The sequence below is a fragment of the Algoriphagus lacus genome, assembly GCF_003583985.1.
Taxonomy (GTDB): Bacteria; Bacteroidota; Bacteroidia; order Cytophagales; family Cyclobacteriaceae; genus Algoriphagus; species Algoriphagus lacus.
The window spans coordinates 255095-281225 of the sequence record NZ_QXML01000002.1; the positions used below are offsets into that span (position 1 = coordinate 255095).

The 26131-nt window shown below is 44.9% G+C and carries 21 protein-coding genes and 1 tRNA gene; 12 read left to right on the forward strand and 10 right to left on the reverse strand.

Annotated elements, in window-relative coordinates; translation table 11 throughout:
• Positions 1-62: 62 nt before the first annotated feature.
• Positions 63-1190, forward strand: a complete 1128-nt coding sequence (locus D0X99_RS05290) for a serine hydrolase domain-containing protein (RefSeq protein WP_119476608.1) — start codon at positions 63-65, stop codon at positions 1188-1190.
• A gap of 26 nt (positions 1191-1216) precedes the next feature.
• Here the strand turns inward: D0X99_RS05290 and D0X99_RS05295 are convergent, their stop codons facing one another.
• Positions 1217-1447, reverse strand: a complete 231-nt coding sequence (locus tag D0X99_RS05295) for a DUF3820 family protein (protein ID WP_119476609.1) — start codon at positions 1445-1447, stop codon at positions 1217-1219.
• Between the two features lie 172 nt (positions 1448-1619).
• Here D0X99_RS05295 and D0X99_RS05300 point away from each other — a divergent pair, with 172 nt between their 5' ends.
• The 5 genes from D0X99_RS05300 (at position 1620) to D0X99_RS05320 (ending at position 5423) form a co-directional block, all read left to right on the forward strand.
• Positions 1620-2645: an LLM class flavin-dependent oxidoreductase gene (locus tag D0X99_RS05300; protein ID WP_119476610.1), complete on the forward strand. Its 1026-nt coding sequence runs from the start codon at positions 1620-1622 to the stop codon at positions 2643-2645.
• A gap of 125 nt (positions 2646-2770) precedes the next feature.
• Positions 2771-3265 (forward strand): thermonuclease family protein, encoded by a 495-nt coding sequence (locus D0X99_RS05305; protein WP_233553656.1) that lies wholly within the window; start codon positions 2771-2773, stop codon positions 3263-3265.
• Between the two features lie 213 nt (positions 3266-3478).
• Positions 3479-4561 (forward strand): hypothetical protein, encoded by a 1083-nt coding sequence (locus D0X99_RS05310; RefSeq protein ID WP_147392189.1) that lies wholly within the window; start codon positions 3479-3481, stop codon positions 4559-4561.
• A gap of 96 nt (positions 4562-4657) precedes the next feature.
• Complete coding sequence (locus D0X99_RS05315; RefSeq protein ID WP_119476612.1) at positions 4658-5038, forward strand: PH domain-containing protein; 381 nt, start codon at positions 4658-4660, stop codon at positions 5036-5038.
• A 133-nt stretch (positions 5039-5171) separates the two neighbouring features.
• Complete coding sequence (locus D0X99_RS05320) at positions 5172-5423, forward strand: hypothetical protein (protein ID WP_119476613.1); 252 nt, start codon at positions 5172-5174, stop codon at positions 5421-5423.
• A gap of 196 nt (positions 5424-5619) precedes the next feature.
• On the opposite strand, the gene D0X99_RS05325 is transcribed toward D0X99_RS05320, so the two are convergent.
• The 5 genes from D0X99_RS05325 to mltG form a co-directional block, all read right to left on the reverse strand.
• Positions 5620-5704: transfer RNA gene (locus D0X99_RS05325), tRNA-Ser, on the reverse strand.
• 139 nt (positions 5705-5843) lie between these two features.
• A complete protein-coding gene (locus tag D0X99_RS05330; protein WP_119476614.1) occupies positions 5844-7673 on the reverse strand; it encodes a DUF885 domain-containing protein in 1830 nt (609 codons plus the stop codon).
• Between the two features lie 81 nt (positions 7674-7754).
• Positions 7755-8735 carry a YihY/virulence factor BrkB family protein gene (locus D0X99_RS05335; protein ID WP_119476615.1) on the reverse strand — a complete coding sequence of 327 codons (981 nt, stop codon included), beginning with the start codon at positions 8733-8735 and terminating at the stop codon, positions 7755-7757.
• Positions 8736-8747: 12 nt separating this feature from the next.
• Entirely contained in the window at positions 8748-9155 is a 408-nt protein-coding gene (locus tag D0X99_RS05340) for an acyl-CoA thioesterase (RefSeq protein ID WP_119476616.1), read from the reverse strand.
• Between the two features lies 1 nt (position 9156).
• Positions 9157-10200 (reverse strand): endolytic transglycosylase MltG, encoded by a 1044-nt coding sequence (gene mltG / locus D0X99_RS05345; protein ID WP_119476617.1) that lies wholly within the window; start codon positions 10198-10200, stop codon positions 9157-9159.
• Positions 10201-10413: 213 nt separating this feature from the next.
• Between mltG and D0X99_RS05350 the strand changes: the two genes are divergently transcribed.
• From D0X99_RS05350 to D0X99_RS05365, 4 genes are all read left to right on the forward strand, one after another.
• The gene (locus D0X99_RS05350; protein ID WP_119476618.1) at positions 10414-10839 is read left to right on the forward strand and encodes a (deoxy)nucleoside triphosphate pyrophosphohydrolase; all 426 of its coding nucleotides are present in this window, start codon (positions 10414-10416) and stop codon (positions 10837-10839) included.
• A complete protein-coding gene (locus tag D0X99_RS05355) occupies positions 10839-11468 on the forward strand; it encodes an L-threonylcarbamoyladenylate synthase (RefSeq protein ID WP_119476619.1) in 630 nt (209 codons plus the stop codon). The genes D0X99_RS05350 and D0X99_RS05355 overlap by 1 nt, the downstream gene beginning before the upstream one ends.
• Before the next feature lie 86 nt (positions 11469-11554).
• Complete coding sequence (locus D0X99_RS05360) at positions 11555-12178, forward strand: WbqC family protein (protein WP_119476620.1); 624 nt, start codon at positions 11555-11557, stop codon at positions 12176-12178.
• Positions 12179-12259: 81 nt separating this feature from the next.
• Positions 12260-14797 (forward strand): ATP-dependent Clp protease ATP-binding subunit, encoded by a 2538-nt coding sequence (locus D0X99_RS05365; protein ID WP_119476621.1) that lies wholly within the window; start codon positions 12260-12262, stop codon positions 14795-14797.
• Between the two features lie 150 nt (positions 14798-14947).
• Here the strand turns inward: D0X99_RS05365 and D0X99_RS05370 are convergent, their stop codons facing one another.
• The 3 genes from D0X99_RS05370 to D0X99_RS05380 all read right to left on the reverse strand — a co-directional run bounded on the left by D0X99_RS05370 (position 14948) and on the right by D0X99_RS05380 (position 18744).
• Complete coding sequence (locus tag D0X99_RS05370; RefSeq protein ID WP_119476622.1) at positions 14948-16348, reverse strand: MBL fold metallo-hydrolase RNA specificity domain-containing protein; 1401 nt, start codon at positions 16346-16348, stop codon at positions 14948-14950.
• 85 nt (positions 16349-16433) lie between these two features.
• On the reverse strand, positions 16434-18386 hold the full coding sequence (locus D0X99_RS05375; protein WP_119476623.1) for a PspC domain-containing protein: 1953 nt from the start codon (positions 18384-18386) through the stop codon (positions 16434-16436).
• A gap of 28 nt (positions 18387-18414) precedes the next feature.
• Positions 18415-18744 (reverse strand): PadR family transcriptional regulator, encoded by a 330-nt coding sequence (locus D0X99_RS05380; protein WP_119476624.1) that lies wholly within the window; start codon positions 18742-18744, stop codon positions 18415-18417.
• A gap of 372 nt (positions 18745-19116) precedes the next feature.
• Here D0X99_RS05380 and D0X99_RS05385 point away from each other — a divergent pair, with 372 nt between their 5' ends.
• Together D0X99_RS05385 and porU2 are read left to right on the forward strand one after the other, a co-directional pair.
• A complete protein-coding gene (locus tag D0X99_RS05385; RefSeq protein WP_394336577.1) occupies positions 19117-20232 on the forward strand; it encodes a putative type IX sorting system protein PorV2 in 1116 nt (371 codons plus the stop codon).
• Positions 20229-25253, forward strand: coding sequence for a putative type IX secretion system sortase PorU2 (gene porU2, locus D0X99_RS05390; RefSeq protein ID WP_199708018.1), 5025 nt, complete (start codon positions 20229-20231; stop codon positions 25251-25253). Before D0X99_RS05385 ends, porU2 begins: the two co-directional genes overlap by 4 nt.
• On the opposite strand, the gene D0X99_RS05395 is transcribed toward porU2, so the two are convergent.
• A complete protein-coding gene (locus D0X99_RS05395; RefSeq protein ID WP_147392190.1) occupies positions 25250-25945 on the reverse strand; it encodes a TVP38/TMEM64 family protein in 696 nt (231 codons plus the stop codon). The genes porU2 and D0X99_RS05395 overlap by 4 nt on opposite strands.
• Positions 25946-26131 lie beyond the last annotated feature (186 nt).

Below are 26131 nucleotides of genomic sequence, written 5' to 3' on the forward strand. Positions count from 1 at the left end.
AAAAGAGATTGTTTTTGATTTGCCTTCTCAATAACCCAATAACCAATAACTCGCAAAGACTCATGAAGAATATATCGTTCCTATTCCTCCTCCTTATTTTCGGATTTCAGGCCCAAGCCCAAAATCAGTCGAAACAGCGATTGACTCAACTAATGGGAACCCATCCGGTCATGGGGCTCTCGGTGGCAGTAGTGAAGGACAATAAATTGGTTTACAAGGAGGCTTTAGGCTGGAAAGAAGACGGAAAAGTGCCACTCCAGACTTCGGATATTTTTCGGATTGCTTCAATTTCCAAGTCCTTTTCAGCCACTTCGATCATGCAGTTGGTCGAAAAGAAAAAGCTGAGTCTTGATGATGACGTGAGTGAATTGATTGGCTTTACCGTTCGCAATCCCAAGTTTCCCGACACGGTGATTACGCTTCGGATGCTGCTTTCCCATACTTCCTCGATCAATGATTCCGAAGGATATTTCACTTTGGATGCGATCAATCCCGCCAAAAATCCCAATTGGGAAAAGGCCTACAATGACTACGAACCCGGAAAAGGCTATCAGTATTGTAACCTGAATTTTAATACCGTCGGTGCAATCATCGAAAAGTATTCTGGAGAGCGATTTGACCACTATGTCAAAACCCATATTCTCGATCCCTTGGGACTTTACGGTGGATACAATGTCGATGAATTGGACGCCTCCCACTTTGCCAAGATCTATGCGTATTTGCCGGATTCAGCTAAATTTTCTCCTTCTCCGGCTGCATATGCTTCCAAGAAAGGAGAGATTGACACCTACGTAATGGGCTATTCCACGCCGATTTTTTCTCCGACAGGCGGCATGAAAATCTCTGCACCTGATTTGGCCAAGTACATGATCATGCACATGAATTATGGTAAAGGAGAAAAAGCCAAGATCATTTCAAAAAATAGCTCCCAACTGATGCAAACTCCGCTTTCTTCGGATGAAAATTATGGCTTGGCACTTTGGAAAACCAATACGCTGGTTCCGGGAATCGAACTGACCGGGCATACCGGTTCGGCCTATGGGCTATTCAGTGCCATGTTTTTTGATCCGGAGGAAAAATTTGGGATTGTCGTGATCAGCAACGGATGTGGTCCAGCCTACGAAGAAGGTTACAATCGTGTCATCCGGGAGTCAGTCAATGTCCTGTATGAAGAGTGGATCAAAAAGTGATTGTTGTCCGGTTTTTTGAAAAAAAATCATCCTTTTTTAGCCGTATAGCGGGTTTTCAACTCCCGAAGAATATCCTCCAATCCGTTGAGCCGGATTTCATAGAGCGTGCTCAGCCACATGCCCAGCTTGCCTTCGGGAAATCCCTTTCCATGGAGCCACACCAAGTAGTGCTCGGGAATATCGCAGAGTAATTTCCCCTTGTATTTGCCAAAAGGCATGGTCTTGGTGACCAGATCGATGAGGATTTCCGGGTTCATGGCGTAAAAGTAGCGGTTTTGTCTCCGTTTTTGGCTGTTTTGCGGCTTCTCGGGAAGCAGTAGTCGAGGGTTAATTTTTGGTTAAGGATCTGGAGATATCAAACAGTGGAAGGAATGAATCTTTTTAGGGGTCTGTTGGTTTTTCCTTCAATCAAAAAGAAAGGAATACACGATGGAAATCGGAATTGACAGTTTTGCGGCTTTTGTGACGGATGCTCAGGGAAATCCAGAGGGTACCGCTCAGGATGCCATGCGGGAGTTGCTTGAGCGGATCAAATTGGCGGATGAAAAAGGCTTGGATGTCTTTGCCATTGGCGAGCATCACCGCAAGGAGTTTTTGGATTCGGCAACCTCTGTGATTTTGGCCGCAGCAGCCGGGATGACCAAACGCATTAGACTCAGCAGTGCCGTGACCGTACTTAGTGCCGCTGATCCGGTGCGGGTGTTTCAGCAGTTTGCGACACTCGACTTGGTTTCTCAAGGCCGTGCCGAACTGGTGGTGGGTAGAGGTTCTTTTACTGAGGCTTTTCCGCTATTTGGGCTCAATCTCCAGGATTACGATAAGCTTTTTGCCGAAAAGCTTGGCCTTCTGCTCCAAATCCGTGAACAGGAAGTAGTGACTTGGTCGGGTAAATTCCGACCTGCTTTGCAGAGTCAACCCATCTACCCACGTCCGGTTCAGGAAAAGCTGCCGATTTGGTTGGGTGTGGGAGGTACTCCGGGTTCTTTTGCCCGTGCAGGTTCGCTCGGATTGCCATTGATGGTAGCCGTGATCGGTGGAGAAACGCATCGATTCCGACCTTTGGTGGATTTGTATCGGGAGGCTGGAGACAAGGCTGGCTTTGCTCAGGACGAACTCAAAGTAGGACTCCACTCGCTGGGATATGTGGCTCAAACCCACGAATCAGCCGTTGAGAATTACTATCCGGGCTATGCCCAAACTTTCACCAGAATCGGAAAAGAGCGAGGTTGGCCACCGGTGACCCGTGGACATTTCGAAGCACAAAACTCCAAATGGGGCGCCTACCTCGTCGGGGATTCTGATGAAGTGGCCGAGAAAATACTTCGCCACAGCGAATCGCTCGGAGGGATTGATCGCTTCACATTCCAGATGGATAATGCCGGACTGAGTCATCAACAACTCAGCGAGTCCATCGCACTCATCGGCGAGGAAGTGATTCCGAAACTGAAAAAATGATCAATGATCAATTACCAATGTTCAATGAGCAATTTTCAAGGTTCAGGATTGGAATTCCTTGAACATTGAGTTTGATCATTGAACATTGATTTTGAGATCCTAATTCCCTTTTTGCAAAAGCTTAAATGATGAATTTTGCCAAGCCATCCTATTTTCTTTTCCTGGCATTCTTCCTGATTTCCACTTTACACCCTCTCGAAGGTTTAGCTCAAAGTAAGACTGGACTTCTTTTAGTCACCAAGGTCTCGGATGGAGATACGTTTTGGGTGACTTATCCATCAGGAAAAGAGGAGAAAATTCGCCTGATCGGGATAAATACCCCGGAATCCAGAAAGACAGGACGAACAGAGGTGGAGTATTTTGGCAAAGAGGCGAGTGAGTATGCCAAACGGCTACTATTGAATAAGCGGGTGAGACTGGAGTTTGACGTGCAGAAATACGATCGATATAAAAGGACTCTGGCCTATGCCTACCTCGAATCCGGCCAAATGATCAATTCGTTATTGGTTAAGGAAGGATACGCCACTGTCGCTACCTATCCTCCTAATGTCCGTTATCAGGAGCTTTTCCAGAAACTAGAGCGCGAAGCCAGAAGTGCCAGAAGGGGGCTATGGCGATAAGCCTTATGCGGTTTTGAAATTTTATTTTTCCGGGACGGGCAATAGTCTTTGAGGGAGCAGACCAAGGCACTTGACATGGACCACGGCTTGGCTTGACCAACCATTTTTTTGAGACATTCCATGTCCGAAAATCAAAAAGTCTGCCTTCGTTTGTCTTTCTATTTTCTCCCGAATTGGGTTGATTGTAATCCCTTTTGTCAAACCAGGATGGATATGGATTTCTATCTCAATCAAGTTCTACACGCTTTTGCCTCCATGGATGCCCGCTTATTGGGTGAGTTGCTCGACCCGGATCAAACCTATCAGGAGGTAGCACAACCCGTTTTTGTAAAAAAAATGGAGGAGATTTTCGAGGAGTTTAGAAAGGATGGTGATGAATACATCGAAGTGGAAACGGGCAATTGTTGCGAGTTAAACTGCAATCCTGATCTCATCCGGACGGCCTATCGCTTTGTGGGAAACAAGACCCGCAATTATCTCGATTTTCGGTTTATCCTCGAGCCGACAGCCGATCTCAAGGATCACTGCATCAAGGATATTTTTGAATGTAGTTTTTTACGATGTCATCAGCGAAGGGATTGGTATGGGATTCAGGTGAGCTTATGGATCTGCGATGATGAAAAGCCTGGGTTTTACCTCAGCCCCGATGAGGTAATTTATACCGAAATAGCCTTGAAGGCTGAACAGGAAATACTGGAAGGCAGGGATTGCTTTGATTTGGATGAGGTGCAGCTTTGGTTGGATAAGTATCGGTCCACTTTTGATTTTATCTCCCACACGCATTCAGAGAACCCGGGTAGAATTTTGAGGTGGAATTCATTTCTATATTTTTTTGAAGGATTTGAAAATTATATCTCGTTTTTTCGAAAATGGCAAAATTCGCTGGTGGTGGAGGCTTGGAGAAAAGATCTTGACCTGCCGGAGGAAGTTTTGATGGAGGTCATTATGGATGGGGAAAAAATTATCATTGAGGAGGGTCACGAGTATGTCTATTACCTTTTGGATGAAAAGGACGGCTACCGGATACCTTATCACCTGAAACCAATAACAGGAAAAGGAGCCGATACATTTTCTGGTACTTGGGCATGGTTTAGATCCAGGCAGGAGCCCTTGGTGAAGAAGTATTACGCCCTGACCGAATGTGAAACCACTCAATATTTGGAAAGCTGGGAAGTAGCGGATCCGGAAAGTAGATTAAAGTCACTCACTTTTCATTGGGAGATAAGGGAAATGGCCAAAAATCGCGGAGCAGAAATTCCTTTTGGATTGGGTATGGGTTCTCAAAATCACCTATAGATCAACCGGAATTCTTTGGTTGAAAATACCCTTTACTGGGTATTTAATTCTCCCGGGAAAATCACTACTTGTATTTCAAACTTTAATAGACAAATCATGGGACTATTTTCAGCATTACTGGGTAACGCCGGTGCAGTCAGTCAAGAGGAATTGGTAAAAAAATACGGGCAATTGCTCACCGAAGGCGAGGAAGTGGAATTGGGGTTCAAATTGATTCGGGACACTTTTATTTTCACCAACAAGCGCATGATTTTGGTGGACGTGCAGGGACTAACAGGTAGCAAGACCGAATACAAATCGGTGACCTATAAAAGCATCACCCGATTCAGCATCGAAACGGCTGGGACATTCGATCTTGATGCGGAGCTTAAAATCTGGATTTCAAGCGAGGTCGAACCCAGCATCCGTAAGCAGTTTAACAAATCAGTTAATGTCTACGAAGTCCAGAGACTGTTGGCTTTTCATGTATTGAAGTAGGGCAGGGACAGTTCGTGGGGGAATTTCCCTTCGAATTGCACGTGTCAGGCTGCTGGATTGGTTTATTGAATATTTTTTTAATCTTCCTTCCAGGCAGTTTAACTTGCCTGCCTATTTAGAAATCTATTGCCCCATGTTTGACGGTCCGGATTACCCCAAATCGCTTGATGAATCACTTTTTGAATCTTGGTTTGAAGTGGGCAGGAACAACAGGATTCCTTATGCCTATTTGCTGGTTGTTTGGGATGAAATCGAAGGGAAATACTTTCCAGTTTATGTTGAAGAGCGGAAAGATATCGAGAGCTATGAGAAATATGGGGAATCTCCAGCCCGACAGCTGTTGGTGGCCGCGTATGATTTGTTTTCGGAGTCGAGGGTAGGGTAGAAAATGATTTGGAGCTGGATAAGAAGGCTCAAATAAATAAAAAAAGCCAAGCATTAGCTTGGCTTTTTTGATGCAGAGGAGGAGAGGACTGAGCGTAAAAATCTTTACTGTGGAAAGATTTAGCGTGGGGCCAGAATGCAGGGCAGGCGCGACGACTTTAAATGAAAAAAGGCTGAATTTCTTCAGCCTTTTTATGCAGAGGAGGAGGGATTCGAACCCCCGGTACCTCTCGGTACAACGGTTTTCAAGACCGCCGCGATCGACCACTCTGCCACTCCTCTGTGTTGTGATCTCTCTTTTCGAGTGTGCAAAAGTATATCCTTTCCTTTTTGTGGACAAGTCCTTTTTACCTTTTTATCCTAAGTCCCTGATTTTTTTCCGGTTAATTTTTTCGGTTTGTCAGCTGCGACTGAATACTGCCTACTGCTGACTGACTTTCTCCTCTTCAATCCAACGCTTTACCTCTTTTTCCAAAATGTCCAAAGGCAAAGCTCCACCTCCCAATATTCGGTCATGAAATCTTCGGATATCAAATTTATCCCCAAGTTCAGTTTCGGCCAGTCTTCGAAGCTCCTGGATTTTTAGCATACCGATTTTATATCCAGTCGCCTGTCCAGGAATCACCATATAGCGGCGCACCTCCGCTTGTATAGCGCCAGGAGCGATGGAAGAATTTTCGGAGAAATATTTAATAGCATCGGCTTCAGTCCAGCCTTTGGAATGGATGCCGGTATCGGTTACCAGTCGGATCGCTCGCCAGATTTCATTGACCAGTCGGCCAAAGTCGTAGTAAGGATTCGTATAGCCGCCCATTTCTTTGGCTAGGATTTCAGAATATAGTGCCCAACCTTCTGCATAAGCATTGAAGTTCATTTGGGTTCTGAACTTAGGTACGGATTCAAGTTCTTGGGCGATGGAAACTTGCATGTGATGCCCGGGATTTCCTTCGTGGTAGGCGACGCCTTCCATGGTGGACTTGGGCATGGCGTTCATGTCCAACAGGTGCACGTAATAGGTTCCAGGGCGCGAACCATCGGGAGTGCCTTGATTATAGTGCTGTGGAGCTCCGGCTTGTTCCCGGAATGACTCCACCCGCTTCACTACCAAATCTGCCTTCGGAAGTATGCCAAAATACTCCGGTAATTTTTTCTTGATCGAATCAAGGTAGGCGGTGGATTCATCCAGGTAGCCTTGTCTTCCTTCGTCCGAATTTGGGAAGAAAAACTGTGGATCACTGTTTACAAATTTGAAAAACTCCTTCAAATCACCCTTGAAGCCCACTTGGTCCTTGATGGCAATCATTTCCTGTTGGATTCGCTTGACTTCATCCAGTCCGATCTGATGGATTTGGTCGGCGGTAAGGTCGGTGGTGGTGGAAGATTTCAGTTTATGCGCATAGAAGGCATTGCCCATCTCATGTCTGCTGACTCCGGTTGGTTTTTCTTCTAGGTTGGGCAATTCTGACTCCAGCCAGGCGATAAGTTCCTCATAGGCTGGTTTGAAATTATTGACCAAGGCATCTTTCGCTTGGGTTCGGAATTCTTCCGCCTGTTCCGGAGTGATTTTTCCGTCTTTTTCCAGTTTTTCAATTTTGGCCAATGCATCCGTCCAAAGCGGAGCGTTAGTTTTGCCATCGGTGAATGGCTGGCCTTGGATCAAGGCATTTGCCTGTTGCATCACGATTTCATAGGCAAATTTGGGAGGACGTACTCCGGCCTCTGTTTGCAGTTTTGCCCGCTCCAACAGCTGCTGAATGGCTCTCCCGGATTCCTTGATCCGCGATACCAAAGCAGACATGTCTGATGCTTCATCCACCTTGTGGAAATTGATCAGCATGGTAGGAATCATGGTGTGTACTCCACCCATTTGATTGAAGACGTAATTCATTCTTCTGAATTTCACATCTCCTTTTTCCATTTCATACTGATACTCCCACAGGTCAAAGGAGACCTTGGCTTGGGGACTGAGCTGCTCATATGGGAATTTTTCCTTCATTTCCTTTACACTCGCTTCCATCCAAGCCAGTTTTTGATCTTCCGCAGCTTCGCTCATGTCATCAATTTGGTCGTAGCGGTCTTTTCTTCCCTGAGTTGTCAGTTGTAAAGGACTCATTTGGAGGAGTTCCTCGTATTCCGCATCAAACCATGCGTTTATTTCAGCGTCAGGGATGGTTTTGGGAGCAGGCTCTTTGCAGCTCACCAAAAGAGAGAAGCAGAGAAACAAACTAAAGGGCAAAAGGAATCGCTTCATAGGGTTGGAATTTTGTAAAAGGGTAAGGGCTAAATTAAGAATTATAATCCGATCAAAAGTCGGTGTAAAAGTTCCTTTGAATCAGTTTTTTGAGGGATTTCCGGGATGGCTGAGAACCTTGCGGCGGTTTTCACGCTCTTTTTGTTTGTCTTCTGCTAGGTCCAAGCTGACATTGACTTCGAAACAGACCAGAATAATCAAAGAAGTGATCCAAAGCCAAAGCATCAAGCCGATGAGGGTACCGATAGATCCGTAAAGTTTGTTGTAGCTGGCGAAGTTTTCAAGGTAAAAAATGAACCCATAAAAGGATATCGTGATCAACAAACCGGCCAGTTGAGCTCCGATCGAAAAAAAGTGCCACTTGTCATGGACTGCTGGAGCAAATCGGAATATGTAAGCCGAAGTGAGATAGAATACGGCCAGCAGGACAAAAAACTTCAGTGTATTGAACAAAAATACCATGAAGTTGCTGTTGAATACCTGTAGCTCTCCCAGTGCATCAATCATCAAACTGCCGATGATCATGACGGAACTCGCCAGAATTACGGTAATAACCAAGGCGAAGACTATACTCACTGCTACCATGTGTGACATGAAGTAACTCCTGTTTTCCTTGGTTCGATACACGGAGTTAAACGAAGTCATCATAGACAAGACTCCCTGTGTGGATGCAAAAAGGGCAAAGAAAAAACCGAAGGACAGGAGGCTTTGACGGGGTTTGGACACAATGTCCATCAGGGTTGTCTCAATGTTTTTATAGATATCCGGCGGCATGATGCTCTGCACGAAGTGGAGGATGTTTTCCGTTGTGACCATTGGGAAAAAGTCCTGCAAATAGGGAATCAGATTGAGCAAAAAAAGCAAAAGCGGGAAAAGGGCTATCGTGTAGCTAAATGCCATAGACCCTGCCCGCTCATTGATGTCGTCTTTTTTGAGCTGCTGGATAAAAATCCGGCTGACTTGGTAAAGGTTTTTGTCCGGATGACCAAAATGAATTCTTTTCAAATGTCTTGCCTTTAGATGCAAGCGTATTCTCCATTTGAAAATTTGTTTTCTGATCACGATATCAAAGTTTTACACAAAAAAGGGTTTCAATAAATCTAGCAAATTCTTCGGAGGCCGGGTGGGCAAGTGGCTGTCTTTTTTGAGGAAAGTCAATGTGGTCCATCCTTCGGTGATCAACTCTTGCAGTTCGTTGAAAACCTGATATTCAAATCGGATCCTCGCGCCAGGGAGATCGGGAATGGTGGTTTTGATGGTGAGTAGCTCGTCGTATTTTCCGGGTTTAAGGTAACGAATGTGACTTTCCAGCACGGGCATCATCACCCCGTTTTCTTCCATTTCCCGGTAGGAAAAACCCGCCGACCGCATGGCTTCTACCCGGGCCACTTCAAAGTACATTGCATAATTGCCGTAATACACGTACCCCATTTGGTCAGTTTCTGCATAGCGGACCCGGAGTTGAGTTTCTGATGAAAACATCCTAGAAAATGTTGGCGGCGTTTAGCGCACGCTGATAGCGTCGGGCATTAGCCATGTGATCGTTGTAATTGCTGGCAAACGAATGATAGCCTGAAAAGTCTTCTTTGGCACAGAAATACAAGTAATCGTGCTTTTCGGTATTCAAGACTGCATCCAGGGAATTGATGTCAGGCAAGTTGATCGGACCGGGAGGTAGGCCGGCATATTTATAGGTGTTGTAAGGACTGTCGATGGCCATTTGCACTCCAGTAATCCGCTTGATGGAGAAGTCTCCTGCTGCAAAAACCAAGGTTGGATCTGCCTGAAGTGGCATTCCAATTCGAAGTCTGTTGAGGTAAACACCGGCAATCCGTGGGCGTTCGTCAGACTTTTGACTTTCGGCCTGCACGATGGAAGCCAGCGTGCTGACTTGCTTTTGGGAAAGCCCTAAGGCTTTTGCTTTGGCTTTTCGTTCCTCCGTCCAAAAGGATTGATATTCTTTGTTCATCCGATCAAAAAGTGCATCCGGGCTGGTGTTCCACCAAAACTCATAGGTGTTGGGAATAAACATGCTCATGATTGTCTCTTCCTCAAAGTCAAACTTGCGGATATAAACCGAATCCTGAATGAGTTGTAGAAACTGCTCTTTGGTCACTTCCAGATTAGCTGTGATTTTTTCGGCTAGGTCTTCCTTCGTTCGGACATTGTTGAAAGTCACTTTCACCGGAACCTGACGCCCAGATCTCAGCATCCGTACCAGTTCGAGGTTGCTCATTTTAGGATCGATTTTGTACAATCCCGGCTTTACCGCCTCCTGATAGCCCAAAACCTTGGATACAAATCCGAAGCTGAGCGCATCATTGATCACTTGATCTTCATACAACTGATCGACTACCTGCTTATACACCGCATTGCTGGGGATTTTGAGCATGTAGGTTTGATCGGAAGTCACCTGGGTATTGGGACTGAAAAAAACCTGATAGAAATAAAAGCTCATGGAAATCGCCAGTACAGAAAACGAGATCACTAAGACCAGAAGGAGTTTTTTACGCTTTTCACTTTGCATAGGGCACAAAAATAGGAAATATCCTTTGTGAGAGAATTTTCTCTTTTCCTCAAGGGAAATTTACTTCGTAAAACCAGCCTCTCTTTTCAAGATTGACCTTTCCCCTTACTCTTGTCTTTATTTAGGTCATTCCAATTCCCTAATCTGGGGTGATTTTTCAATTTCAACTGGAGGTAGCTTGTACTTTGTTTTTGATACTTGGTTCTTTGTGTCATGAGAACTGTTCCCGTCACCTGTGCTGTTATTTTTCATCAGGGGAAAGTCCTGGCAGCACAGCGGTCTGAAGCCATGGATTTGCCCGGTAAGTGGGAGTTTCCGGGAGGAAAAGTGGAGGAAGGTGAGATGCCGGAAGACTGCCTGATCCGCGAGATCCAGGAGGAACTTTCGATTGGAATCCGGATTTTTGGATCGCTTAAAATCAGCGAATACGCTTATTCTTCCGAAAAGAGCATCAGGTTGATTCCCTTTGCAGCAACTTGGGAAACCGGAGAAATTCAGCTTCTGGAACACCGTCAAATCATTTGGCTGGATCAGGAAGAACTTTTTTGTGTGGATTGGGCAGCAGCGGATGTGCCCATTGTGCACGAATTACAGCAGAAATGGGTTAAGCTTGTAGAAGAAATCAAACCGAAACGGTAATGGCAGCTGAATTTATCCGGCTTTATGAGCAAAACCCCGATCCCAAACGGGTGAGACAAGTGGTGGAAGTGCTCCGAAACGGTGGGGTGATCATTTATCCCACGGATACGGTGTATGGTATGGGGTGTGACATTACCAATCAGCGAGCAGTCGAAAAGATTTGTAAAATCAAGGGAATCAATCCTAAAAAACACAATTTTTCCTTCGTCTGTGCCGACCTGAGCAATATTGCCCAATACACTCGGGTGATTACCAAACCGGTTTTCAAAATGATGAAAAAAGGGCTTCCTGGTCCTTTTACCTTCATTTTGGAGGCAAGTTCTCAGGTGCCAAAGATCCTGCACAGCAACAAAAAGACAGTCGGAATCCGAGTACCGGACCATTCGATCCCCAAGGCGATAGTGGAAGAATTGGGTCAGCCTATTTTATCCACTTCTATTCGGGATGAGGATGATGTAATTGAATACAGTACCGATCCGGAGTTGATTTTTGAAAAATATCAGCACTTAGTCGATTTGGTGATCGACGGAGGCTATGGTCAAAATGTAGCTTCCACGATTTTGGACTGCACAGGTGATGAAGTAGTGGTAGTCCGGGAGGGCCTGGGTCAGTTGGAAGATATTCTCTGAGCAGTAAGACCGGATTTTCACCAGCAATTTTCCAATTTTTAGATCTTTCAATTTTCAAATCGAAATAACCCTTAACCAATTTATCGTTGAAGCGAGTAGCGATCGATTTACATTACCTTCCGAGCCTGGAGTTTTTTGCAGCACTGGCAGATGCAGAAGAGATCTTGATTTTCCCAAAAGACCTGTATCAAAGACAATCCTATCTCAATCGCACCCGAATTAGGCTTGCCAACAAGGTGGAAACCCTCAGTATTCCGATTCAAGGTCGTCGTCCAAAAATCCCAATGGATCAGGTAAGAATCGATTACAATCAAAAATGGCAATCGGTTCATCTACGAGGAATAAAAAGTGCCTATGGAAAGGCTCCGTTTTTTGAATATTATTTCCCCTATTTCGAAGAAATTTTTGAGTCGGGTGAAGAAAACCTTTGGAATCTAAATCGGAAGTTTCTGACAATCTGTCTGAAACTTCTCAGGAGGACTGCCAGACTTACTGCAGTAGATAGTTCCTTGCTGTCTGAGGATGTTTTTGACATAAGAGGCCAAATTGAGCCTGGAAGGCCTTTTTCGGAGAGAAACTACTATCTTCCGTCACCTTACACCCAGCTTTTTGGCTTAGACTTTGAGCCCAATCTTAGCATTCTGGATTTGTTATTTTGTACGGGTCCTGAGGCAGACAAAATCCTCGGAGAATCGACAAAAAAACAATGAACAATCGTTAAAAGGATTGTGTTTTTAAAACAAATTCGGTAACATACGTACAGGTTTATTATACAATCAGAAAGGATTTAAATGGAAGCGAAATTTTCAAATAGAGTCAAAGAGGTGATCTCCCTCAGCCGCGAAGAAGCCCTTCGCCTGGGACATGATTACATTGGCACAGAGCACCTCTTGCTTGGGATGATTCGAGAGGGAGAAGGTGTGGCTGTTTCCATTCTTAAAAAATTGGGCGTTCCTCTGGATGAGTTGCGCAATGCAATCGAGCGGGCTGTCAAAGGCACCGCAAATCACAATGTGAAAAACATGGCCAATATCCCTTTGACCCGACAGTCAGAGAAGGTGTTGAAAATTACCTACCTGGAGGCTAAAATCTTCAAAAGCCAGCTGATCGGTACCGAACATTTGCTTCTTTCTATCCTACGTGACGAAGACAATATCGCAACTCAGATCCTGAATAAATTTGAAGTGAACTACGACTCAGTGAAAGAAATGCTGGAAATGCAATCTGATTCCGGGTCTGCGCCAAAAGCCAAGGCGGAAGCTGAAGACGGCGATGACGATGGTTCAAAACTTTTTGGTTCCTCAGGCAGTGGTGCCGGAGGCCAAGCCAAGCCGGGTGCAGAAAAATCCAGAACTCCTGTATTGGATAACTTCGGTCGTGACCTAACCAAAATGGCGGAAGACGATAAGTTGGATCCGATTATTGGCCGTGAAAAAGAAATCGAGCGGGTAGCTCAGATTCTTTCCAGAAGAAAGAAAAACAACCCAATCCTTATCGGGGAACCCGGTGTAGGAAAGACTGCAATCGCTGAAGGTTTAGCTTTGAGAATTGTCCAGAAAAAAGTGTCCCGAGTGCTCTTCAATAAGCGCGTGGTAACGTTGGATCTGGCATCTCTCGTTGCAGGTACCAAATACAGAGGTCAGTTTGAAGAGAGAATGAAGGCTGTTATGAACGAGCTGGAAAAATCTCCAAACGTAATTCTCTTTATCGACGAATTGCATACGATCGTGGGTGCCGGTGGTGCTTCCGGATCTCTGGATGCTTCCAATATGTTCAAACCTGCCCTTGCCCGTGGGGAAATCCAGTGCATCGGAGCGACAACTTTAGATGAATACCGTCAATACATTGAGAAAGACGGAGCTTTGGCCCGTCGATTCCAGATGGTGATGGTGGATGCGACTTCGCCTGACGAGACCATCCAGATTCTGAACAACATTAAGGATAAGTATGAAGATCACCACAATGTGGTCTACACTCCTGCAGCCATTGAGGCTTGCGTGAAACTTTCTGACAGATACATTTCTGACAGATTCCTACCTGACAAAGCCATAGATATTTTGGATGAAGCAGGTGCACGCGTTCACATCAACAATATCCACGTACCTGAGGACATCCTCAAGTTGGAGGCTGAAGTGGAGAATATCAAAGCGGAGAAAAACCGGGTAGTCAAATCGCAGAAATACGAGGAGGCAGCTCAACTTCGAGACAAAGAGAAAAAGCTCCTGGAGCAGTTGGAGGCAGCTAAAAATCGTTGGGAAGAGGAGAGTAAATCCAAGCGTTTTACCGTGGAAGAGGATAACGTGGCTGAAGTCATTGCCATGATGACAGGTATTCCAGCCAAGCGTATTGCCCAAAATGAAGGCAACAAATTGCTAAACATGGGCGAGGAACTCAAAGGAAAAGTCATCGGACAGGAAGAAGCAATCAAGAAACTGACTAAGGCGATTCAGCGGACTCGCGTTGGGTTGAAAGATCCCAAGAAACCGATCGGTTCATTTATTTTCCTTGGACCTACCGGTGTAGGTAAGACCGAATTGGCAAAAACTCTTGCAACCTACCTTTTCGATAAGGAAGACGCATTGATACGAATTGACATGTCTGAATACATGGAGAAATTCTCCGTATCCAGATTGGTCGGAGCACCTCCAGGTTATGTGGGTTATGAAGAAGGCGGACAGTTGACAGAGAAAGTTAGAAGAAAACCTTACTCTGTTGTATTGCTGGACGAAATCGAAAAGGCTCACCCGGATGTGTTTAATATTCTACTCCAGGTCCTGGATGACGGTATTTTGACAGATGGTTTAGGCAGAAGAGTGGATTTCCGAAATACGATCATCATTATGACCTCCAACATTGGGGTGCGTGATCTGAAGGATTTTGGAGCAGGTATCGGTTTTGCCAACAAAGCCAAGGCAGAAGGAATGGACGACATCATGAAGTCCACGATTCAGTCCGCTTTGAAGAAAGCCTTCAGTCCTGAATTCCTTAACCGTCTCGATGATGTAGTCGTGTTTAATTCCTTGAGCAAGGAGCACATCTTCAAGATTATTGACATCAGTTTGGGTAAACTCTTCCGAAGAATTACGGATCTGGGATACAAAATCGAATTGACCGAAAAGGCGAAGGACTTCCTAGCTGAAAAAGGCTATGATCAGCAATATGGTGCAAGACCTCTGAACCGTGCCATCCAAAAGTATCTGGAGGATGCAATTGCTGAGGAAATTCTGAAAGGAGACCTGTCTGAAGGTGATGTGATCACCGCAGATTATAGCGGAGAAGGTACTGAACTCACGATTTCTGTAAGGAAAAAAGAGAAAGCAGCAGAATAAGGTTAAGTAAAAGAATAGATTAAAAACTGTAAAGCCCCGGAATCGAAAGATTTCGGGGCTTTTTTGTATTACTGGATTTGACTGGAATGGCTGAAAAATCCTTCGCTTTTAGGAAACCAGACGTTATTCACCCACCCTTTGAAGTGAAATTTAGATACCTTCAAAAAGCACAAATGATTCCAGGTACTGTGGAATCACCGTATTCCAGCCTAATTCTTCTTTTAATTTAAAAGCCAAAGCTTCTGAGCTTTCCTTTTCTCCATGAACCACAAAAACCAGTTTGGGTTTGTCGCTAAATCCTTCAGCCCATTCCATCAGCTCCTCTTGGTCAGCGTGAGCTGAAAGCCCTTCAATCTGGTATATTTTGGAATTGACTGGCACATCCAGGCCGTAAATACGGAGGGTCGGTTCGCCTTCCTGCAGTCTTCTTCCCCGCGTTCCTTCGGCTTGATACCCTACGATAATCACCCCGTTTTTTTCATGGGGAAGGTGATGAAACAAGTGATGCAATACCCGGCCTCCGGTGGCCATCCCACTTGCAGAAATAATGATTGCTTTACCCCTGAAATCATTCAGAGATCTCGATTGTTCCTGCTTTTGGAAGTAATGAAGCTGAGGATGCTTAAATGGATGCTCATTTTCTTCTTCCAGCATCGCCGAAAGCCGGTGATCCGTATGAAAATCCAAGTAAAGCTTCGTGGCGTCGATAGCCATAGGGCTATCCAGAAATATTGGGACTTTTGGGATTTTCCCTTTTTCCATCAATTGATACAAATGATACATTAGTAACTGAGTCCTCCCTACGGCAAAAGCAGGAATAATGACCAAGCCATCCCGGTCAAAGGTATCCAAAATCGCCCTTGCCAACTCATCCTCCGGTTTGGTGGTGGGAGTTTTTTTGTTACCGTAAGTAGACTCAATCCAGAGAATATCTGCTTTTGGGATGGGGGTAGGAGGGAGAAGAATAGGGTCATGGTATCTACCCAAATCACCGGAAAATACCAGTTTCTTAGTCTGGTGATCGCCTTGTATGACCACTTTTACTATGGATGCACCCAAGATGTGACCGGCATGGAAATGTGTGACAGTAATCCGTGGATGAATGGAATACGGTTTGTCAAATGGCTGTGGAACGAAAAGCGGAAAAACTGCCTCTGCATCCTCCATCGTGTAAAGCGGCTGGGGATCTTCATGTCTGGAGTAGCCTTTTTTGCGGGCATATTCGGCTTCTTCTTCCTGGAGCTTGCCGGAATCCAACAACAGAATTTTAGCCAGTTCGGCCGTTGCCTCGGTGCAGTAAATAGGTCCACGATAACCTTGCTTGACCAGTTTTGGCAAATATCCGATGTGATCCAGGTGGGCATGGGTAAGTATAATAGCCTCCATTTGATCCACAGGCATCGGGAACTTGTCCCAGTTTCGTTCCCGGAGTTCTTTCGGGCCCTGGAAAAGTCCGCAATCCACTAAAAACTCAAAATCTCCAATATCGATTAGGTATTTGGATCCGGTAACTGCTCCTGATCCTCCTAAAAATTTTGCTGTGACGTTCATTCTGTGGTAATTTTTGAAAAGAAGTTACAAAAAAAGAGACACCTGTGGTGGTGTCTCTTGAGTTTTAATCCTTGTCAATAGCCAATCAGTCTTTCATGAAAAATGAGTCTGAAAATTTTGCACGAGTGGTACTGTCGATTTTTGCTTTTTGTAAGGAGTCAAGTTCCTCTTTTCCCTCCTCCAAATTATCCCAGGATTCGGATTCCCCTTTTTCACTTGGACAAGTCAAGCAAATCAAACCAGCTTGATTGAATACCCAAACAGCTTCTGGGCGTACATCTGAAGATCGGTAGCCATTGTTATAGATGGTGTTTCTCAAAATTTCCAAAAGTGATCTTTCCATGATGAAAGGCCGGTCATAGGGAATACTCAGCGTTAGATTGATTCGTTGATCACGAAATACATCCAAAGAACTGAGATCATACCCTTCTTCGAAGGTCACCACTGAATCCATGACAGCGTAGGAGTAGCTTAATTTTTTGGCATTTTCCAGTGCTTCCTGCTTGGTCCGTCCTCGGGCAGAAAACTCCTGTGTCAACGAAACAACTGAATCCGGACTACCAACAAGTTGCAGGTTGGCCTTATTGAACAGCTCCTCATCCTCCAAGTCATTTGCTTTCAAAATGAGCGTTCCGGGAGTCACAGGAAGATTTACCTTCGATTCAAACACGTTTTCTTCTTTAAACTGTGCTACGATTTTAGGAATCTGGAATGCCGCGATGCCGATGCAAAGTAGCCACAATCCCAAAGCCACCAATCCAAAACGACTTCCGATGAGGTTCTTTTGAGCTAGAACACTCAATCCAAGCAGCAAGATGATAATGCCAGGAATGATCAGCAATCCCATACTTGCCACAACTAGCCAAATTGGAACCATGTCAGTAAATAGTTCGATCGGGAAATTGTCCATCAGGACTCGGTAGTCTGCATCGCTCACTCCGAAATAGGCCGCCAAAGCAACTAGAGGAGCGACTGTCAATGCCAGTCCGAGGAAGAAAATAATCAACCCAAAGATCACCCGGATCACCGTGCCGATAAATCTACCCAAAGGCCCCAAAGCCGAACCGATAGCATCAATTACTTTTCCCAGTACCCGAAAAGGTGCCATAAGGATTTTCCGGGTAGGCGATTCCGGTTGCGGAGGGATTGGGTTGATGCTTTCTTTGATCGTGGAATCGATGCTGTCCAAGGTGATTTCGCCACCTTTCATCTTGATCCGCTCTGTGATGGAACTGGCCACCGGAGTAATGATCCAAAGAATCAGGTAAATCAAAATCCCTGAACCGCCTGCAAATGCCAGCAGTACCAAAGCAAGTCTTGCATACACTACTTCCACTCCGAAATAGGCACCCAAACCACTGGCCACGCCTCCCAAAACCTTATCGTCAGGATTTCTGAACAGCTTTTTGATTTTAGCGTCTTCAATTACTTCATAGGACACCGGCAGGATGATCCAAAGTACGATGTAGGCTACGAAGGCAAAGAAGCCGAAGCTTAGGCTGAATCTGAAATTATCAAAGGGTAAAAAATCCAGAAATTTCAAATTCAGATTTCCGCTGAATAGCAAAAGGATCGCAATAAGACGGGTCCAAAGCGGATCCATGGAGAAATAATTGGCGATTCCAGCGCATACTCCACCCAGGATTTTTTTGTTTTCCAATCGCATCAGCTTTTTGTAGCCTCCGGTTTCGCTGCCAGGAGGCGCTACATATTTGTAGAAGTCTTCCTCTTTGGATTCGGACTCACCTGTCACAGCTTCCTCCTTTTCGTCCTCTACTGCTGTGAAGTCAGCGATAGTCCCCATCTTTTCGATGAGTTTGTCTACGTTTTCAGCAGTGATGACCTGCTTGTTGTTTTTCAGATTGCTAAGGAAGATTTCTGCGATTCGGTTTTCGATATCAGAGATGATTTCCTGGTTGTCCTTGTAGGTAGAGAAATGCTTGTTGATCGCGTCCAGGTACTTGCGCAGTGTGTCGTAGCCATCTTCTTCGATGTGGAAGAGAATGCCGCTGATGTTGATGCTTATAGTCTTTTTCATTTTAAGTCTAGTTTAAGGTTTCTTCCGATCAATTCTTTGCGGTGATTTCTTGGGTGGAATTGACCAGAGAAGCCCAGGTGTCTGCTAAAGTGAGAAGGAATTTTTTTCCTTCTTCGGTGATGGAGTAGTACTTCCGGGGTGGACCAGCTTCGGATTCTACCCAGCGATAAGTAACTAGTTCGGCAGACTTGAGCCGATTGAGCAAGGGATAGAGGGTGCCTTCGACCACAATCATCTGAGCTTGCGTAAGCTCATCGATGAGATCGGAAGTATAGACCTCGCCCCGGGAGATGATGTGCAGCACGCAGAACTCCAGGAGTCCTTTGCGCATTTGAATCTGTGTGTTGGCGACGTTCATGATGTGGTGATTAGGTATCCTTTCGGATTTTTTTTCATTTCACTTTCTACCTCAGAGAGAAAAATGATACCAATCTTTTCCAAGCTACCTTGTATTGCCTAATTCCTTGCAAAAGCCAGTCGTTCTGATTTTGAAAAGAATCCAAAAAGTCGGTTTTAACCAATTTTAACCCCCTTTTTCACAAATGCAGTCATTCAGGGAATTTTTGTATGAGAATAAGCTCGTTCTCAACTTGATCGCTGAGATGTCCTGCTATGTGACAGGAAAGTGTCCGATCATGTACAATTACCTGCAGATCGCAAGATTAAAAAAGGAGAGATTGTATAGTAGTTTTTGAATTTGGATTATTTTGTAGTTGTGATTCAAAGCCGAGTGAGATTTTTAACTCTTCTTTTTCTTTTCCTCCTTCAAATTTCCGGAGGAATTCAGGTCTTTTCCCAAGACCTTACTCCTAAGTATTCCAATGAATTCCTAAGTATTGGAGTTGGGGCAAGAGCACTTGGAATGGGAGGCGCACAGGTTGGGGCGGTGCGTGATGTGACGGCAGCCTATTGGAATCCAGCGGCTCTTACCGGGATCAAACATCAATATGAGTTTTCACTCATGCACTCAGAGTATTTCGCCGGAATCGCTCAATACGATTACTTGGGATTCAGCACGCCTTTGGGTAACCAGAATCAACTAGCCGTATCTTTGATCCGTTTTGGAGTGGATGACATTCCGGATACCCGATTCCTCTATGATGCAAACGGAGCCATCAACTATGACAATGTCCAGTTTTTCAATGCAGCAGACTATGCGCTACTGCTAAGTTTTGCAAGGGATATTTCTAATAAAATTAAAGTTGGAGCCAACGCAAAAGTGATCCACCGGAACGTGGGAAAATTTGCCCAAGCCTGGGGCTTTGGCTTGGATGTCGGAGGAGTTTATATCCAAAAACGAATGACTCTCGGACTTATGCTCCGGGACATTACCACTACCTACAATGCATGGACCCATAATGCCGAGCTTGTTCGGGATATCTACTCCCAGACCAACAACGAGGTACCACTGAATACGGTGGAGATTACATTGCCAAAAGCCATAGCCAGCATTGCTTACGATTGGAAAATCGGAACCCATTTTTCCCTTCTAACTGCTTTGGATTTGGAGACTACCTTTGATGGACCTCGAAACACGCTGATTTCTAATTCAGCATTTAGAGTAGATCCCAGGTTTGGACTTGAATTGGGATTTAAGCAGCTGGTATTCGTACGAGGTGGAGTCAGCAATTTTCAATACATCAAAGACTTTCAGGGAGTAGAGTCGCTGAGTTTTATGCCCGCGGCAGGACTTGGTGTGATATTGAATGAGCGGTTTCAGATTGATTATGCGCTTTCTGATTTGGGTGATGTGTCAGAGAGTCCTTATTCCCATGTTTTCAGTGTCAAGGTGAGTTTGGAAAAGCTGTCTTCTGATTTTAGAAAATTTAATGGTTGGGAAAAATGAGTCTGAAAAAGAGCCTGCTAAGTTTTTTGTTTTTATTAGTTGCTTTTGGGACTGCTCAAGCTCAAGACCCTGTTTGGTATGATTACTCCCAGACTTATTACAAAATTCCTACTGCAAAAGATGGGATTTACCGGATTTCTCCCGAGGCCCTGAGAGCTTCCGGAATCAATACTGAAAATCTTGACCCAAGAGCAATCCGCATTTTTCATCGGGGTAAAGAAGTTGCAATCCATGTCGAAGGGGAAACTGACGGGAAAATCGACCCTCAGGATTACATTGATTTTTATGGGAGAAGAAACGATGCCGAACTGGATAAGAAACTTTACAGGAATTTTCAAACGATTCCCAATCCTTACTTCAATACCTATACTGATACTACTGCCTTTTTCCTGACTGTCACTCCAGGGACCCCCGGAAAGCGGATGTTACAACGAGCTGCTCCTGCTGGCAATTTGGCTCAGGTAACCAATTTCGAAACCGAGCAACTGCAGGTATTTGCAGATCAATATTCCTTGGGTGTGGCCTATACTTTAGGATTTCGGCTTTCTTCTTATGACAAAGGACAAGGATGGATGGGTACGGCATTCGGGAAAGGTCAGGCTAGAGATTTGACCTTCTCCAATTTGGGTTCACTGCTCAACTCCGGAACTGCTAAGCTAGAAATCGGATTGGTGGGAAGATCAGAGAATAGCCATGTCGCAGCAATCAGCGCAGGACCATTGCCCGGAACTCAGAGGTCCTTGACTTTTTCAAGTTTTAGAGGTTTCGAGTACCCTCAACTGACTCTGAATTTGCAGATGAGTGACTTCAATGCCAATGGAAGTCTGGTTGTCCGGGTTTTGCCTCAGGGACCAGAAGCTACCGATAATATTTCCATTGCATATGCAAAAATCACATTTAGAAAATCCATCTCCCCCGGGGATTTTACTTCCCAGGTGATGATTTTCCCTGAGGGGAATCAACGAGCTACTATCAATCAAGTACAGCAGGATTATGTTGCGGTGAACATTGCAGATTTATTTAACGCACAAAAAGTACAAGTTTCAAAAAGCGGGACTACCCTCAATTTTACTGCATCGGTCACTGGCCAAACCAGCAAAATTTGGATTCAAAATACCCAAAGTGTGATTTCGGTTGGAACTATGGCTAAGGTGAAATTTAGAAATTACCTCAGTCAGCCAGCAAATTTCCTGTTGGTCGGTCATCGGGAACTTGAAAAACCAAGTTCCAAATACCCCAATCCATTAAAAAAGTACGCTGAACACCGAGCTTCCCCTTTGGGCGGTGGGTTTGATACCCTGACCCTCAGAATGGAGGAGATTTACGACCAGTTTGGCTATGGAGAAAAATCTCCCGTGGCACTTTTTGAATTTCTGAAGGCTTACTATCCTTTACATAAACCCACACACCTGCTTCTGGCAGCCAGGTCTTTGGCAATTTATTCCCAAGCGAGACTGAACAACCAGAATGTGTATTACCGAAATGCACCTCAGGCATTTTCTTTCCAGGATTTGGTTCCGGTGGGTGGTTATCCCTTTTCTGACAATCAATACGCACTGAATCTTGATCCAAAAAGTCCCAATACCCCGGCAATTGCTGTTGGAAGGATTCCTGCAAAAAACTCCCAGCAATTAACCGATTACCTCGAAAAAGCCATCGAGAAGGATCAGGTAGGAGTGACTGCACCTTGGCAAAAAGAATTGGTACACCTCAGCGGAGGGCTTTCTGAGTTTGAATTGGAGCGTTACTATACATTTCTCAATGGCTTTAAAGCGATAGCCGAGGGACCATACCTTGGAGGGAATGTCACTACCTATCGAAAAAGATCCAACTCTGTCGTGGAGGTGATTGACATTACCGGGGACTTGAACGAAGGAAGGTCTTTATTCACCTTTTTTGGTCACGGATCTCCCACCATTATTGATATCGAAATTGGTTTTGCATCCGATCCTACTCTTGGTTATGCCAACAAAGGCAAATACCCCATCATGTTATTCAATGGCTGTGATTACGGCAGCGCCTATGGGACTACTTATACTCAAGGGGAAGATTGGGTAATCACTCCGGAGAAAGGTGCCACCAATATCATGGCTAATACTTCCAGTGGCGTAGACGTCTATTTGAGGAGGTATTCTGAGTTGTTCTATCAAAAGGCCTTTGCAGACAGCACCATCATTTACAGAACTGTTGGAGAGGTAAAGAAGGAGGCAGAAAAATTGTTTGTGACTCGATATGGTACCAGTCCGTTGAATTTTTCCCACATGGAACAAATGGTCTTGCTCGGTGATCCTGCCGTCAGGATGTTTCCAGCAAACAAGGTGGATTATTCCCTCAATGTGGAAGAAGTCAGTTTGGGTACATTTGATGATTCTCCGCTTACGGCGATTTCAGATAGCTTAAAACTTTCCTTTGTGCTGAGAAATCTTGGAATTGTTTTGCCTGATTCGGTCAGCTTTAAAGTCGATCGGAAGCTTCCCAATGGGACCCTTATAAGCTTTGATGCAGTGAAGATTCCTTCCATTTCCAGGTCTGATACGTTGGTGTTTTCAGTGCCAAATATTTTGGTGGATGCTGCTGGGGAAAACCAGTTTATTATCTCTGTCAATTCCAGTCAGGAGGTGCCTGAGATGACTTTTTCTAATAACTCCATTACTTACTCTTCTTTTATTTCATTGAGTGGGCCGATCAATTTGTTTCCTACTGACTTTGGAATAGTTGGGCAAAAGGAGATCAACTTCTTAGCTCAAGCTCCGGGTAAACTTGAGGAAAACAGAACCCTGATCATCCAACTCGATACCACGATCAATTTCAATTCAGTTTTTAGGAAAGAAATCCGATCCACTACATCAGGCATGGCTGAATGGCCTGTGACACTTTCTGCCGGTACTGATTCTACGACTTATTATTGGAGATCCCGATATCAGGATCCCAAACCCGGGGAAACAGATTCTTGGACTACTTCCAGCTTTACCTACATCCCTGAGGCCGGCAACGGATGGATTCAGCGGAAAAAGGATCAGTTTGACCAAAATCAGCTCGAAAATTTGGAACTGGACCAATCACGCAATTCCTGGAAATACCTGGAGCAGAAAGTAGGAATTGAGGTATTTACAGTGGGATCGGGTGTGGACACACTTAACTTCCGCAATACCCAATTCTACCTAAATCAAATTCCTCAGATCATTGATAACGTCAACAATGCCAATTCCCGACTTTGTCCTAATGGGTCAATTGGCTTGGTAGCGGTGGATCAGAAAACCTTGTTGCCCTATTTAGCTATTCCGATTCCGGGTTTTGATATTCTGGATTCGAGGTCTTGCGGACGGGTGCCCCAAATGATCCAAAGCATCCAAAATGGCTGGATTACCACTCCGGGGAATACCATTTTGCAGGATTATGTGAGGGGGGTAAAAGACGGAGATTATGTCATTATTTTCACCGTGGGGGGTGTCACGTTTGATGCCTGGCCGGAGAGGGCTTACCAAAGCCTGAGAGAATTTGGAGCCAATGAAGCAACTCTGCGGGCTCTAAAATCCGGTGACCCCTATATTTTGTACGGGAGAAAGGGCATGCGGCCTGGTGAGGCGATTGAGATTGTTGGAAATCCCAACTTTGAGGTTCCTGCCGCTAAACAAACGTTGACTTTTGAAACTGAATTGGATGGCTATTTAACCAATGGAGTAATCCTTACTCCCCGAATTGGCCCTGCATCATCGTGGGAACGGTTTTTTCAGAATGTAAACGCCCGAAATTGGATCAATGAAGAGGAGTTTACCCAATTTGATATCTTGGGTGTAAATCAGGAGGGAGAGGAGCAGGTACTCGTGAGCAATGTTGGGAATGGGGAAGTCGATTTGTCGTTCATTGATCCGGAGAGCTATCCTTACCTCAGACTGCGATATTCGATGAACGATGTCAATTCGACAGCCCCTGCTCAGTTGGATAGGTGGCAGGTGAATTTTGAAGGAGTGCCGGAGGGCGTACTTTTGGAGAAAAGTCCTACCGACAGAATCCGGCTCAGAGAAGGGCAAAACGCGAAAATTGACTTTATTTTCAAAAATGCATCAATCTATAATTTCCTCGATTCAATCCAGGTTGAATGGAAAATGACCAATGTTGCAACAAAAAAAGTCGAAAACTTTTCCAAGAAATTCCCTGCGTTGAAAGCAGGTGAGGAATTTGAATTTTCAATTGACTTCAACAGTATTGGTCGGGCAGGGGAAACTGAATTGGAAGTATTTGCCAATCCTCGAATTCTTCAGGAACAAACTTATCGTAACAATCTGATAGATCTGGGAGTAGCTTTTGAAGTGGAAGCTGATAATTCCACTTCCCTCCTTGATGTTAATTTCGACGGAATCTACATCATGGATGGGGATTTGGTTTCGCCAAATGTGATGGTAACCGCCCTGTTGAAAAATGACCAAACTTTGATTTACAAGAAAGATACCTTGGGGATGGAGATTTTTCTGAAGCAAAACTGCGAGGGCTGTCAGTTCCGCAAGATCAATTTCTCCAATCCAAATTTGACTTGGACCCCTGCCACTGAGGAGGAAAGTTTCCGCGTTTCCTTCATTCCAGGGCCATTGGAGGATGGATTATATACCTTGAGAATCACAAATGAAGATTCTCCTCAGCCGTTTGAAATTACCTTCGAAGTGGTCAATGAGTCCCAAATCACCAATTTCTACCCCTATCCCAATCCGTTCAGTACTTCGGTGAGGTTTGTCTTTACGCTGACTGGATCAGAAGTGCCGGACGAAATCAAGATTCAGATCATGACGGTGACTGGCCGAGTAGTTCGGGAAATTCTTCAAAATGAACTTGGGCCTATTCGAATCGGGAACAACATCACAGAGTACGCCTGGGATGGCAGGGATGAATTTGGAGATCAACTGGCTAATGGTGTCTACATCTATAGGGTTTTGGTGAGGAAAAACGGTCAATTTATGGAGCATCGCCCAACCGCAGGGGATAAAGGGTTCACCAAAGGCTACGGAAAAATGTACTTGTTACGCTAGGATTGTGTCTTTTTCCAGCTTCGGTAAATCCCCCAAATACTCAACAAGGTGAGGACGATCAGGATCGATACCTGCAGAGGTTGATTGGTTGATTCTTTGGCTCCCAAAAAGGAGTTGGCAAACTTACCTGTGGCAAATGCCAGAAAAGTCCGGGGCAACATCCCGGGTATTCCAAAAAGGATCACTTTCCGAAGTTGGATATTTAAGGAGGCAAAGAGGAAATTGGAAATAGCAAACGGAATTACCGGACTGATTCGCACAAAGAAAATCAACCGCTCCGGATGCTGCGTTCGCAGTTCAAGCTCCTTTTCCAATTGGGGATTTTTCAGGTAAAGGATTTTCAGGAAATCCTCATTCAAACGCTTTCCAAAGAAATACCCAAGTCCATTGGCCAAGACATATCCGATCAATAAATCCGGGAATCCAATCCAGCCAAGGAAAAAACCAATTGCCATCGCTGTAAGAGTGGTCGGCAATAAAGCCAGTCCCAATACCAAGGCAATCGAAAGACTGAGCAGAAGGTGATCCAGGAAGGAATCGATGCTGATTTTTTCCAGCCAAAAGTAGGTACTGAACAAAACCAAAGAGCCAATCGCAGGGACGACACTTACCCAAATCCACCCTGCCACTGCCGCAGGATGAGTAAGGAAGTACTCTCCTAAAATCTTGAAAATACTCCCCTTTTTTGTCATCTTTGGCTGGCTTTTGGCAGATGGATCGATGAAAATCCCGACAAGTTTAGCATTCAAATTCGGATTTTCCCCTAAAAAAGCCCATTCACCCGGATGACCCTCCTGAAAGAATATAAACTCAACTATTGCTTATGAAATCGAGCATGACGAAGCCACAGCTAATAGCTATCGGGGCAATCATGCGAG